Origin of the sequence: Lactobacillus sp. ESL0233 (assembly GCF_003692995.1) — a bacterium.
Taxonomy (GTDB): Bacteria; Bacillota; Bacilli; order Lactobacillales; family Lactobacillaceae; genus Lactobacillus; species Lactobacillus bombicola.
Map to the genome: position 1 here is coordinate 11,014 of NZ_REHH01000007.1, position 13,592 is coordinate 24,605.

Annotated in this window: 14 protein-coding genes; 13 read left to right on the forward strand and 1 reads right to left on the reverse strand. The window is 35.9% G+C overall.

Annotated elements, in window-relative coordinates; genetic code table 11:
- Positions 1-189 precede the first annotated feature (189 nt).
- The 7 genes from F5ESL0233_RS03100 to mreD all read left to right on the forward strand — a co-directional run bounded on the left by F5ESL0233_RS03100 (position 190) and on the right by mreD (position 7,961).
- Positions 190-2,829 (forward strand): valine--tRNA ligase, encoded by a 2,640-nt coding sequence (locus tag F5ESL0233_RS03100; RefSeq protein ID WP_122058692.1) that lies wholly within the window; start codon positions 190-192, stop codon positions 2,827-2,829.
- A 1-nt stretch (position 2,830) separates the two neighbouring features.
- A complete protein-coding gene (locus F5ESL0233_RS03105; protein WP_122058694.1) occupies positions 2,831-4,111 on the forward strand; it encodes a folylpolyglutamate synthase/dihydrofolate synthase family protein in 1,281 nt (426 codons plus the stop codon).
- Positions 4,089-4,766, forward strand: a complete 678-nt coding sequence (locus F5ESL0233_RS03110; protein ID WP_122058695.1) for an HAD family phosphatase — start codon at positions 4,089-4,091, stop codon at positions 4,764-4,766. The genes F5ESL0233_RS03105 and F5ESL0233_RS03110 overlap by 23 nt, the downstream gene beginning before the upstream one ends.
- Before the next feature lie 37 nt (positions 4,767-4,803).
- A complete protein-coding gene (locus tag F5ESL0233_RS03115; protein WP_090091741.1) occupies positions 4,804-5,427 on the forward strand; it encodes a RadC family protein in 624 nt (207 codons plus the stop codon).
- A gap of 97 nt (positions 5,428-5,524) precedes the next feature.
- Positions 5,525-6,529 carry a rod shape-determining protein gene (locus tag F5ESL0233_RS03120; protein WP_090091743.1) on the forward strand — a complete coding sequence of 335 codons (1,005 nt, stop codon included), beginning with the start codon at positions 5,525-5,527 and terminating at the stop codon, positions 6,527-6,529.
- A 50-nt stretch (positions 6,530-6,579) separates the two neighbouring features.
- Positions 6,580-7,431 (forward strand): rod shape-determining protein MreC, encoded by an 852-nt coding sequence (gene mreC, locus F5ESL0233_RS03125; protein ID WP_122058697.1) that lies wholly within the window; start codon positions 6,580-6,582, stop codon positions 7,429-7,431.
- On the forward strand, positions 7,431-7,961 hold the full coding sequence (mreD, locus tag F5ESL0233_RS03130) for a rod shape-determining protein MreD (protein ID WP_122058699.1): 531 nt from the start codon (positions 7,431-7,433) through the stop codon (positions 7,959-7,961). The genes mreC and mreD overlap by 1 nt, the downstream gene beginning before the upstream one ends.
- Before the next feature lie 30 nt (positions 7,962-7,991).
- Here the strand turns inward: mreD and F5ESL0233_RS03135 are convergent, their stop codons facing one another.
- Positions 7,992-8,123, reverse strand: coding sequence for a DUF4044 domain-containing protein (locus F5ESL0233_RS03135; RefSeq protein WP_090091749.1), 132 nt, complete (start codon positions 8,121-8,123; stop codon positions 7,992-7,994).
- Between the two features lie 98 nt (positions 8,124-8,221).
- Between F5ESL0233_RS03135 and F5ESL0233_RS03140 the strand changes: the two genes are divergently transcribed.
- The 6 genes from F5ESL0233_RS03140 (at position 8,222) to mraY (ending at position 13,591) form a co-directional block, all read left to right on the forward strand.
- Positions 8,222-8,548 carry a DUF3397 domain-containing protein gene (locus F5ESL0233_RS03140; RefSeq protein WP_122058701.1) on the forward strand — a complete coding sequence of 109 codons (327 nt, stop codon included), beginning with the start codon at positions 8,222-8,224 and terminating at the stop codon, positions 8,546-8,548.
- Positions 8,549-8,694: 146 nt separating this feature from the next.
- Positions 8,695-9,126: a division/cell wall cluster transcriptional repressor MraZ gene (mraZ, locus tag F5ESL0233_RS03145; RefSeq protein ID WP_122058702.1), complete on the forward strand. Its 432-nt coding sequence runs from the start codon at positions 8,695-8,697 to the stop codon at positions 9,124-9,126.
- Between the two features lie 6 nt (positions 9,127-9,132).
- Positions 9,133-10,080 (forward strand): 16S rRNA (cytosine(1402)-N(4))-methyltransferase RsmH, encoded by a 948-nt coding sequence (rsmH, locus tag F5ESL0233_RS03150; RefSeq protein ID WP_122058704.1) that lies wholly within the window; start codon positions 9,133-9,135, stop codon positions 10,078-10,080.
- A 15-nt stretch (positions 10,081-10,095) separates the two neighbouring features.
- The gene (ftsL, locus tag F5ESL0233_RS03155; protein ID WP_122058706.1) at positions 10,096-10,458 is read left to right on the forward strand and encodes a cell division protein FtsL; all 363 of its coding nucleotides are present in this window, start codon (positions 10,096-10,098) and stop codon (positions 10,456-10,458) included.
- Positions 10,458-12,623, forward strand: coding sequence for a penicillin-binding transpeptidase domain-containing protein (locus F5ESL0233_RS03160; protein ID WP_122058708.1), 2,166 nt, complete (start codon positions 10,458-10,460; stop codon positions 12,621-12,623). The genes ftsL and F5ESL0233_RS03160 overlap by 1 nt, the downstream gene beginning before the upstream one ends.
- A 5-nt stretch (positions 12,624-12,628) precedes the next feature.
- Positions 12,629-13,591, forward strand: a complete 963-nt coding sequence (gene mraY / locus F5ESL0233_RS03165; protein ID WP_122058709.1) for a phospho-N-acetylmuramoyl-pentapeptide-transferase — start codon at positions 12,629-12,631, stop codon at positions 13,589-13,591.
- Position 13,592: the final 1 nt, after the last annotated feature.

Genomic DNA, 13,592 nt, shown 5'->3' on the forward strand with positions numbered 1-13,592 from the left:
AGACCGAATGAAGGTTAATTGGTAGCTTGATTTAATTGATTAGCTGAATTTAAAGTAGGCTAGTCCGGTATCAAGGTCCGTTATCACTAGATTAAGGGAAGCAATATTTTTGCTTAATGATAGGTGGTACCGCGGTTATTATATCGTCCTAGACAAGATTGTCTAGGACTTTTTTATTGGAGGAAATTTATGACAGATTTAGCACCTAAATACGACCCCCATGAGGTTGAAACAGGTAGATATCAAGCGTGGCTTGATCAAGACTTGTTTAAGCCATCAGGAGATAAAACAGCCCATCCTTATTCTATTGTAATCCCACCACCAAATGTTACGGGGAAGTTACATTTGGGCCATGCTTGGGATACGGCAATTCAAGATACTCTAATCCGCTTTAAACGGATGCAAGGCTACGATACGCTATATTTACCCGGAATGGATCATGCCGGGATTGCTACTCAAGCTAAAGTTGAGGCTAAATTGCGTAAGCAAGGTAAAGATCGGCACCAGATGGGACGTGAAGCATTCGTTAAACAAGTCTGGGACTGGAAAGATGAGTACGCTAATATCATTAAAAGTCAATGGGCGAAGATGGGTTTGTCGCTTGATTATTCACGCGAGCGCTTTACTTTAGATGAAGGACTATCTAAGGCTGTTAAGCGAGTTTTTGTTCAATTGTATAATGAAGGGTTGATTTATCGCGGTGAATATATTATTAATTGGGATCCGCAACTGCAAACAGCACTAAGTGACATTGAAGTTATTCACCAGGATGATAAAGGGGCTTTTTATCACATCAAGTATCCCTTTGCTGATGGCTCTGGTTTTGTCGAAATTGCAACCACTCGACCAGAAACTATGTTTGGTGATATGGCAGTAGCTGTGGCTCATGGGGATGAACGCTATAAAGACCTTGTCGGTAAGGAATTAATTCTACCAATAGTTGGACGTAAAATTCCAATTATTGAAGACCAACATGTTGATCCTGAATTTGGAACAGGACTAGTAAAAATTACGCCCGCCCATGATCCGAATGACTTTGCTGTTGGTAATCGCCACAACTTAGAACGAATTAATGTAATGAATGACGACGGGACAATGAATGAGCAAGCAGGAAAATATCAAGGCATGGATCGTTTTGCTTGTCGTGAAGCTCTAGTTAAGGACTTAAAAGAGCAGGGGTACCTTATTCAGATAAAACCAATTGTGCATTCAGTTGGTCACTCTGAACGTTCAGGTGTTCAAGTTGAACCGCGTCTTTCAACTCAATGGTTTGTGAAAATGAAGCCTTTAGCTGAAAAGGTATTGGCAAATCAAAAAACTGCCAACAAGGTTAACTTTGTTCCAGAACGATTTGAGCAAACGCTAGAGCATTGGATGGAAGATGTGCATGATTGGGTAATCTCACGCCAGCTCTGGTGGGGGCACCGCATCCCAGCTTGGTACAATAAAAAGACAGGTGAGATGTATGTTGGTGAAGAAGCACCGCATGATATTGAAAACTGGGACCAAGATACTGATGTTTTGGATACGTGGTTCTCTAGTGCTTTGTGGCCATTTTCGACAATGGGTTGGCCTGATACAACGGCTGCTGACTTTAATCGTTATTTCCCAACTAATGCCTTAGTAACTGGCTATGATATTATTTTCTTTTGGGTTTCACGTATGATTTTCCAAAGTTTGCACTTTACCCATGAACGTCCATTTAAGGATGTAGTTTTACATGGCTTAATTCGCGATGAACAAGGACGCAAGATGAGTAAGTCACTGGGCAATGGGGTTGACCCAATGGATGTCGTTGATGAATATGGAGCTGATGCCTTAAGATGGTTTTTACTTAATGGAACTGCTCCAGGTCAGGATACGCGCTATAATCCAAAGAAATTATCGGCTGCGTGGAATTTTATTAATAAAATTTGGAATGCTGCTCGTTTTGTAATCATGAATTTACCAGAAAGTGCGCAGCCAGCTCATATGCCTGATACTAAGCAGTTTGATTTGGCTGACAGCTGGATTTTTGCGCAGTTAAATCATACCGTTAGTGAAGTGATTCGCTTATTCGATGAATATAAGTTTGGCGAAGCTGGGCGAGAATTATATAACTTTATCTGGAATGATTTCTGTGACTGGTACATCGAAGTTTCTAAGGTTGCTTTAAACAGTAACGATGCCCAATTAAAGACTAGAAAACAAAATAATTTAATCTGGATTTTGGATCAAATTTTGCGACTTCTTCATCCGATTATGCCATTTGTAACTGAAAAATTATGGTTGTCCATGCCACATGAAGGTAAATCAATCATGATTGCTCCTTATCCAGAATTTCACGCTGAATTTGTAAATGATAAAGCCCAGCATGACATGGCTTTCTTGATTGAAATTATTAAAGCAGTGCGCAACATTCGTATGGAAGTTAATGCGCCTTTATCTTCACCAATTGATATCATGATTCAACTAGAGGATGCTAATAATGAAAAAATTTTGGCTGATAATGCTGAATATGTGAAAAACTTTTTACATCCGAAAGAATTGACGATTGCCACTGAAATTGTCGCACCTAAATTGGCTAAAACCGCTGTGGTGTCGGGAGCGCAAATTTTTATTCCGCTAGCTGATTTGGTAAACGTTGATGATGAAATTAAGCGTATGGAAAAAGAAGAAAAAGACCTTAGAGCTGAAGTTGAACGGGCAACTAAAAAATTAAGCAATGAGGGTTTTGTTGCCCATGCTCCTGCTGCTGTAATTGACAAAGAAAAAGCTAAGCTGGCTGATTATGAAAATCAACTAGCTAGTGTGCAACAACGAATTCAAGATTTAAAAAAGAGTGAATAATGTGATTTTTAACAATTCTCAAGCCTTTTTAACTTATTTATATGCCTTGCCAAAAACGCATGAAAAAGCTGATTTGACTTACATCAAGCAGGTTCTTAATTTACTAGGTAACCCGCAAAATCAAGTTAAAACAATCCATGTTACAGGTACTAATGGCAAGGGATCAACTTCGTATTACTTGAGCAACTTGTTACAAAAAGCCGGTCAAAAGACTGGCCTTTTTGTTTCGCCCTATGTTTTTGAATTTGGTGAACGAATTCAGATTAATGGTCAGTATATTAGTGAATCTGAATTACTTAGAATTGCAAACAGGGTCGAACAAGTTTTGGCACAACTGCGCCAAGATAATGCGTCTTTTTCATTAGTTACATTTGAATATGAAGTGGTACTGGCTTTTATTTATTTTGCTCAAGCTAAATGTGATTATGCCGTAATTGAAGTTGGTATTGGTGGTCAGCATGATAAAACCAATGTAATTGTACCGGAAGTTAGTATAATTACGACGGTTGGGCTTGACCATGAAGCTTTAATTGGACCAACAATTCAAGATATTGCACGTGAAAAAAGTGGCATAATTAAGCACCAGCGACCAGTTATTTTAGGTAATGTTCCTAATGAAGTATTACCGCTTATTAAGCAAAAGGCTTTAGTTGAAGCAGCTCCTTTATATCAGCTGGGCGTTGATTTTGATGTAAATCTTGCTACAGCGGCAGTGTATACTGATCAAAAAAGGCAAGTAACGCTATCGCCCAGACCATTAGTTGAATGCTATGATTTAGCAGTTGCAATTAAAGCTTTTAGCCTTTTGCAGATTCCACTAGCCGATAATCAAATTGAACTAGCTCTTGATCAAACGGTTATCCCTGGACGCTACCAAATTATTCAAAATAATCCCTTAGTTGTGCTTGATGGGGCGCATAATATTCAGGCAATGCAAAATTTATTGCATTTTGTTCACCAGCAACAACAAAGACGTCAAGGTAAAGTGCGTATTCTCATAATGTTAATGCGAGATAAAGATCTTACTCCAATTTTTTCTTTATTTGAAGAAAATGATGAGGTTCATATAACCACTATTGATTATCCTAGGGCTGCTAACAAGGATGATTTCCCGCAGCAAATTAAAAATAAGTATCCATACGAAGCAGATTGGCAAATTGCCTTTGAACAGCTACGTCAAAAAAGTCAGCCTAATGATATACTACTAGTAACAGGTTCGTTTTATTTGGTTGGCAATATTTTGCAATGGGAGCAAAAGTATGAAAATAAAAGGCATAAATAATGAAATAGAAGGCGTTCTTTTTGATATGGATGGCTTATTAGTTAATTCGGAAGAATTATATTGGCAAGCAAATATCCAAGCGGCGCGCAAAGCTGGTCTTAAGATGCCAGCTGATCTTTATTTACAACTAGTTGGTGCGTCAGCCACCAGTATGGCTGATTTTTATAAAAATTATTTCCAAAATGATCAGCAGAAAAGGGAATTTATTCAGCAAACAGATGATTTAGTGTGGCAATGGACAGACGAAGGGAAATTAAAGTTACAACCTGGTGTGCAAGCAACTCTTGACTATTTGCAAAAGTGCAAAATACCGATGGCAATTGTCACAAGTAATACTGAACAAGTTGTTGAACATAACTTATGGGTAACTGGCACCCGTAACTATTTTTATTTTCATTTAAATGCCGCAGATGTTAAAAATAACCGAGTCAATCCCAAACCGGCACCAGATATTTATCTTTTAGCTGCTGAAAAAATGGCTTTACCGAAAAAGAACCTATTAGCTTTTGAAGATTCATCTTCTGGATTACAAGCAGCAGTCAATGCTGGCATTAAGTGTATAATGATTCCTGACTTAGTACCGGCGACAAAGGAAGATCTAAAAATAGCTACGTTTATTAGATCAAGTTTTAAAGACTTTTTAGCTAAAATTTAGTTTTTTTGCGTATTAAATAGTGAAAGGGATGATTTATATGGAAATTATTAAATCTAAGCACTATTTAATTAATACAGATTTTGAAATAATGAATAGTCTTTTTGATCAATTAACAGAACAAGGAATTACTCGCTTTGAAGAGCTCTCATTGAAATTGAAACAACTACATATTACTAATTTTAATGAGTTACTAAAATTCATTTCAAATGATGAATGTGATCAGAATATTTCTATTATTTGTGAGAATTTACTTGAGCGTCTACGCTTTGCAGTTCCTGATCGTGAAGCAGTCTTGACCTCAAGTAATGAGGTTGGGATGTATTTAACGGACAAATTAGCAGGACATAAACAAGAACAATTATGGGCAATTTATATTGACAACAGCAACCATATTGTTGCTGAAAAGCAATTATTTATTGGGACGCTAGATAAGTCGGTTGCACATCCAAGAGAAATTTTTCGGTGGGCAGTTATTTATGCTTGTGCGGGCTTCATAGTCGTTCATAATCATCCAAGTGGCAACTTGATGCCATCTAAGAGTGATATCGAATTAACTAAAAGTTTACAGAGTTGTGCCGAAATGATGCACATTGATTTTTTAGATCACTTTATTGTAGGTAAGGGGCAATATTTCAGCATGCAGGAGCATCAATTGTTTTAAATTCATCTTAAACTTATTCTACAAATCTTTTTTCTGTTTCACTTTATGCTATAATTAACCAAGATTTAGAGACTGCAGTAATTAAGGAGAGATTTTCGTGTTTGGATTAGGAGCAAAAAACATTGGCATCGACTTGGGTACAGCCAATACTCTTGTTTATATGGAAGGTAAAGGTATTGTACTTAGAGAACCTTCAGTAGTAGCAAAGAATACTCAGACCAATAAAGTGATCGCAGTTGGTTCAGAAGCTAAAGAAATGATTGGTAGAACACCTGCAAGTATTGTCGCAATTCGGCCAATGAAGGATGGAGTAATTGCTGATTATGATACAACTGCCGCAATGTTGAAGTACTTCATTGAAAAGACAGTTGGTAATGCGAAGCCTTCAGCAATGATTTGTGTACCATCAGGGGTTACAGAAGTTGAAAAAAGAGCAGTTATCGATGCTGCTCGCGTGGCCGGGGCTCGTGAAGCTTTTGTAATTGAAGAACCATTTGCCGCTGCAATTGGAGCAGGACTACCTGTAATGGATCCAACAGGTTCAATGGTAGTTGATATTGGTGGTGGAACAACGGATGTTGCAACAATTTCACTTGGTGGAATTGTTTCATCAACTTCTATTCGTCAAGCTGGCGATAAATTTAATGCCGCAATTATAAATTATGTACATTCCAACTTTAATTTATTAATTGGGGAACGTACTGCTGAAGATATTAAAATTCAAATTGGTTCTGCTTCAGTTGAAAAGGCGGAAACTATCGATTCAATTAATATTCGGGGGCGTGACCTAGTTACTGGTTTACCAAAGTCGGTTGATGTAAAAGCAGTTGATGTTGCAAAAGCAATTCAAGATGTTGTGCAAGATATTATTGTTGCTATTAAAGAGACACTTGAGCAAACTTCTCCAGAAATTGCTGCAGATGTAATTGATCATGGAATCGTTTTAACTGGTGGAGGAGCGTTGCTGAAGAATTTACCTGATGTGATTTCAGAAGCAACTAAAGTACCTGTATTTATTGCACAAGATCCACTTGATTGTGTTGCAATCGGTACTGGAGAATCACTTAAAAATATTGAAATAATGCGTAGAAGTCGCAAATAATATATAAAGTCGGCTCTTTTTGCCGGCTTTTTTTAAGGGATCAATTCCAGATGAAAAAGTTTCTACAAAATAAAAAACTATTATCAGTATGTATTGTAATTATTATTATTTTTTCGATTCTCGGCGCTAGTGTTAGTTTACGTAATAAAAGAAGTACGCCGCTAGTTATTCAAAGTTTTGGAAATGATGCAGTGGCAGTTGGTACAAGGTTGATTGATTATCCAATAAGTCTAATTTCGGGAACATTAAGTAATGTGCACAATCTTTTGCAAACACAAGACGAAAATAATTATTTAAAGAGCCGAGTAACAGAATTGCAGCAGACAGAAGCGCGTAATTCTAGCCTTGAAACTGAAAATAAGCAATTAAAATCAGCACTGAAACTGAAAGAATCATTGACGGATTTTGATACGATTGAGGCCTCAGTCATTGCTCGCTCACCAGATAGTTGGAGCGATTTGCTTATCATAAACAAAGGAACAACTTCTGGCTTGAAAAAAAATATGGCGGTTATGTCTGGTGGAGGAGTTATTGGACGAATCGTAGAAGTTAGTGCAGCTAGTGCTAAAGTAGAACTAATCACTACCTCAGATAAGTCGGCTAATCGATTTGCTGTTGAAGCAAAAGCAGTAAATGGCAAAAAAGTGCATGGTATTATTACTGTTATTGGAACTAAAAGCTTAGCCTTTACTCAAGCCGTTGATGGGAAGAAGTTAAAGCGCGGGACTAAAGTATATACCAGTGGTATGGGTGGCAATTCACCTAAAGGATTATTAATTGGTACGATTGCCGCAACGACACATGATTCTTTTGGATTATCTGACTTACTTAAACTGAGACCAGCTGGGGAATTAAATGATCCAACAGTGGTTTCGGTAATTAAAAGAAAGGTGACTGATTAATGCGTTCTCTGCAGAGATTTGTGTTAGCGATTGCACTCTATATTGCTTTAGTTATTAATGCCAGTTTAGCCCTTTATTTACACGATTTTTTTTCGCGTGGTTCAAGCACTAATTTGTTATTACCAATAGGAATAATGCTGATTGCTTTATTTGACGATACAAATAAAAATGAAATTTGGCTTGCACTGGGAGCTGGAATAATCAGCGACATTTATTTTTACGGTATTATTGGAATTTATGCCGTTGCTTTACCTACAACATGTTGGCTTTTACAAAAAGTAGCTCGTTTTTTGCCAGAAGTTTTTTGGGCAAGAATGCTAATAATAATTATTGCTGTAGTTGGTGTAAATGCTTATAGTTGGCTAATTTTAAAAATTACTGGGGTAATAAATGTTTCTGTTTTAGATTTATTATGGAGCTTGCCCACAACGATTGGGTGGTCATTTTTATTCGCTTGTCTTACATACAAAATCTGGGGTAGTTTAGCAATTAAGTATCCGTTTTTGGTTAATTTGAATAATTATCAATAATAAAAAAAGTGGGAACTCTTCCCACTTTTTTTATTCAAAAATTCCTGATGCACTAACTATTGGCATTGCAATAGCAGCTAATGTAAAAATTGCCATAAGCCAAGCCATAACAATTGTAAGTTTTTGAAAACCTGATTTTTTTTGTTTACGTTTGCGTGACATGATTAACCTCCTGCATGAACAATATTTTATGCTACTTATTAGTTTTTTTCAAACAGTTGTTAAGCTAAAATATGATTTAGTACTGAGGAGGCTAAAGTATGTTTTTGATATTTGGATTACCCTTACTAGGTTTAGTTTGTGCTGTTATTTTAAATAAACTATTTCCAAGAGCTAAATTTCGTGGATATGATATCTTACCCTTCTTTCTTATCTATGCTTGTCATTTAATTTCATTGAAGCAAAGTAAACCAGAATTTTTACCTTATGGTTTTTTCTTTTTTTTCATTTTAGTTATTATTTTGACAATTGCTGAGGCAATAAAAAATAAGAATATAGCACCAGATAAAATAATGCGTGAAATTTGGGATTATTTAACTGTTAATACAATTTTTTGGTATATTGGCCTAATGTTTATGCTAATTTAATGTATTTTAAGAAGACCGAAAATTTTAAATAATTTCGGTCTTCTGTTATTTTTTAAAAGAAAATATAAATATTTAATGTTTTGTAACTAAAAAGTGGTAGGAAGTGGTGAATTGTGGTAAATTATTCTTTGGAAGGGGGCTAAGTCATGTTCATGGGTGAATATCACCATAATCTTGATAGCAAAGGTCGGTTAATAATACCTGCTCGTTTGCGTAATCAAATTGGTGATAAAATGATTTTCACTCGCGGCATGGAAGGTTGCATTTTTGGTTATACCACAGAAGAGTGGTCAGTTATGGAAGCAAAATTAGCTCACCTTCCATTGACTAAAAGGAATGCTCGTAGTTTTACGCGACTATTTTATTCTGGTGCAATGGAGTGCGAATTCGATAAGCAAGGACGTGTGAATCTGACCACAACTTTAAAGAAACATGCATCCTTGATTAAAGAATGTGTAATTATTGGCGTTTCTGATCGAATAGAAATTTGGTCAAAAGAACGTTGGGATGAATTTAGTATGCAGGCTAATGAAAATTATGATGACATTGCTGAAGATTTCGATGATATTGAACTATAAATAATTATGGAATTTAAACACACCAGTGTACTTTTACACGAAACAATTGATAATTTAAAACTGAAGAATGATGGTCTGTATGTAGACGCAACATTTGGTGGTGGCGGACATGCAGAATATTTATTAAGTAAGTTAAGCAATGGTACACTAGTTGGTTTTGATCAGGATGAGTATGCGATTCAAATGGCAAAAGCTAATTTTGCCAATGTACTAAAATCTAGTAGTAAGCCACAACTAAAGCTAATACATAACAATTTTAGTCATTTAAAATCAGAAATGAATCAGTTAGGCTATGCAACTGGTATAGATGGCATTTATTATGATTTAGGAGTTTCTTCACCCCAATTTGATCAGGCGGGACGTGGCTTTTCGTATAGATTTGATGCTCGACTTGATATGAGAATGGATCAGAGCCAAAGTCTGGATGCTTACCAGTTAATAAATACTTCAAGTCAAAAAGAATTAGCGGATATTCTGTATAAATTTGGTGATGAAAAATATTCACGGCAAATTGCTAAAAAGATTATAGAGAATAGACAAAAAAAGCCAATCGAAACAACTTTTGAATTGGTTGAGATTATTAAGGCGGCAATTCCAGCATTTGCCAGAAGAACTGGGGGGCATCCAGCTAAAAAGACCTTTCAGGCTTTACGAGTTGCCGTAAATCATGAACTCGAAGTATTAGAAAAATCACTTGGAGAAGCAATAGAATTACTTAAGCCAGGTGGTCGAATTAGTGTAATTACTTTTCAGTCTGATGAAGACAAAATTGTAAAAAATATCTTTAAAAAGTATTCGGAAGTTGAAGTGCCGCGTGGAATGCCAATGATTCCAGATAGTATTAAACCTATCCTTAAATTGGTAAATCGCAAACCAATAACTGCTTCTTCTGAAGAGCTAAAAAATAATAACCGCTCACACAGTGCCAAGTTGCGAATTGCGGAAAAACTATAATAAAGGGAAATAACAATGGCTGATAATTTAGCAAGGGAAATAGAATATGATCCCAAAGAAGAACTTGAATCCAAACAGCAACAACACCAATCTATTACGCAGCAGTACGTCCCTTGGAGTGGGTTTGAAAAAATAATATTGTTTTTAGGAACTATAATTACGATTAGTATGATGACAATTCTTGTATCTGCCAGTATTACTGTAACTTCAGCACAACATGAATTAACTAGTATTCAACGATCAGTTGATAGGGGAAAAAGTGAGGTTAGTGACTTACATCAAGAACTCGGAGAACTAACCTCAAGCTCGCGAATAAATCGAATTGCGCGTAGCCAAGGACTAATTTTAATTGATAAAAACATTAGGACTATACACTAATGAATGAACAAGACAATAAAAAAAACAATCCCAATTCCAAAGCTCACGGGTACCGTATCATAGTTGGCAGATTTTTTCAGCTGGCTGTAGCTTTGGTTTTTCTTGTATTTACAGGCAGATTTTTATATATAGGTATCTCTAAAACTGTTAATAGCCAGGATTTAACGCAAAAAACAGAGCAATTATATAAGCGTAATCAAATTTTAAAAGCAACTAGAGGAACTATCTATGATTGTAACGGTTTAGCGGTTGCTCAAGACTCACACTTATATACGATTTACGCTATTTTAGATAAATCTTCAATCAATTATAAAAATAAGCCTGAATACGTGATTAATAAGACAAAAACTGCTCAAAAGTTGGCAAAAGTCCTTCCTTTGTCGACTAAGCAAATTCTACATTATCTTTCACCTAAGCATGCTGCTTTTCAAGTTCAATTTGGCTCGGCCGGTATTGGCTTAACTAAGAAACAAAAAGATGAAATTGAGCAGATGAAATTGCCTGGTATTAAATTTTTTGAAACGCAATCGCGCTTATATTTAAATGGAAATTTTGCTTCTCATATTATCGGAATTGCCACTCCAAAATATGACAAAAAGACCAAGTCAGAATCTTTGGTTGGAACAATGGGGCTTGAAGCGTGGTTTGATGATGTTTTATCTGGAAAAGATGGATATCAAATTTCTTCAGTTGATGCGGCTAATTATCAGATACCTAATAGTGTTCAAACATATAAGGCACCTGTTGATGGTAAAAATCTTTATTTGACAATTGATTCTCAATTACAAAATTATTTGGAAAATCGTTTATCCTATGTCCAAAGAAATTATCAACCTGTATCGATGACCGCAGTGATAGAAGATATGAAAACTGGTAAAGTTTTAGCAGCTTCGCAACGTCCGACGTTTAACCCGCAAACGAAAAAGGGAATTTCACATTCTTATCGTAATATTTTAGTACAAGATACATTCGAGCCAGGCTCAGTGTTCAAAGTGTTGACACTAGCTGCTGCAGTCAATAGTCACAATTATCATCCTAATCAGTATTACAATTCAGGCGCAGTGACCGTTTCAGGATCAGTTATCCATGATTGGCAAACACAAGGATGGGGTAGTATACCCTACTCACAGGCATTTCCACGTTCTAGTAATACAGGATTTGTTCATATTGAGCAACAGATGGGAGCTAAGACGTGGCGTAATTATTTGGAAAAATTTCGGATTGGTAAAAAAACTAATGTCACTTTACCTGGCGAACAGCCTGGATTTATAACTTTTCAATCTCCAATCGATCAAGCTGTTACTAGTTTTGGGCAAGGAGTTAATGTCAATGTAATGCAGATGATGCAAGCATTTAGTAGTTTAGCCAATGATGGACAAATGGTTAAACCACAGTTTATTGAAAAAACGACCAACTCTGCTGGTAAAGTAATAGATGGTTATCAAGTTAAAAATGTGGGTGAACCAATTTATTCAAAAGAAACCGCTCAAGTAGTTTTGTCCAATATGAAACGCGTATTAAATAAAAAAATTGGTACAGGATCTATTTACCACATCAATAAAGAAAGTATTGCAGCAAAAACAGGTACAGCACAAATAGCAAGACTAAAAGGTGGTGGCTATCTAAAGGGAAGCAATAACTATATCTTCTCAGTTGTTGGTGTTACGCCAGCAAAGCATCCGCGCTATTGTATTTATATCACAATGAAACAGCCACAGCGAATGTCCAAGCCCGCAGAAGTTATATTGGCCTCGATATTTAAACCAATGATGAACCGTGTTATTTTAATGTCAAAAAATAGTGTGGACAAATCAATAAAAATAAAAATTCCTGATCTACAAAATTTAACTGTTGCTGAGGCAAAGACAAAAGCTCGTCAAACTGGCGTTAATTTGATTATCTTAGGAACAGAAAATAAAATAGCAAAACAAGCTCTTTCACAAGGAACTCAACGAGTATCTGGTAGCAATTTAATGGTACTGACAGAAGGTAATGTTAAGATGCCTAATTTGAAGGGCTGGGAAAGGGATGATCTATATCAATTATCAAGATTGATTACGAACAAAATAAATATTAGTGGGTCTGGAATAGTTTATAAGCAAAACATTGCCCCAGATACTGTAATAGATCCATCAAGCAAAATTAAAGTAAAATTAAAGGAGTAGCATTTATGCTGATTATTAGCATTATCGCATTAGTTAGTTCACTAGTATTGACCGGAATTTTTCTTCCGTGGATGATTATTTTTATGTCGTCACATCATGAAGGACAAAAAATTCGTGATGAAGGTCCAAAGTGGCACCAAAAAAAATCTGGTACTCCCACAATGGGCGGTGTTGTTTTTGTAATTGCAGCCACTATTACAACTATTTGGGTTTCGATATGGCAAAATAAAATGAATAATTTGGTATATATTTTGCTAATCAGCCTGCTAGGGTATGGAATTATCGGCTTTTTAGATGATGGTATTAAATTATTTTATAAGCGCAATTTAGGATTGAAAGCTTGGCAAAAATTTGTTTTTCAAATTTTTATTGCTATTGCGATTATCTGCATTGCAATGAAAGATAATTTTAAGTTTGCACTTTTCTTACCACTAATCGGAACTATTAGTAGTGTTGTTGTATTTACTGCCTTTGTTATTTTCTGGCTAGTTGGCTTTTCAAACGCTGTCAATTTATCTGATGGACTTGATGGTTTAGCAACTGGATTGTCAATTATTGCCTATGCGACCTATGCTTATATTGCTTTAAAGCAAAAGAATTTTTCTATTTTAATTTTTTGTATGAGCATAATCGGTGGGTTAATCTCATTTTTTATTTTTAATCATAAACCAGCAAAGATTTTTATGGGGGATGCAGGTTCGTTGGCACTAGGAGGCGGTCTTGCAGCTGTAAGTGTATTTTTACATCATCCTTGGTCACTCTTGCTAATTGGTATTGTCTTTGTTTGTGAAACCGCTAGTGTCATTATGCAAGTAATTTCTTATCAAACTACAGGCAAACGAATTTTTAAAATGACACCTATTCATCATCACTTTGAAATGATTGGATTTTCTGAGTGGAAAGTTGACTTTTTGTTTTGGACGGTTGGCTTAATCGGAAGTATTCTATATTTATTAATTTGGGGATAGT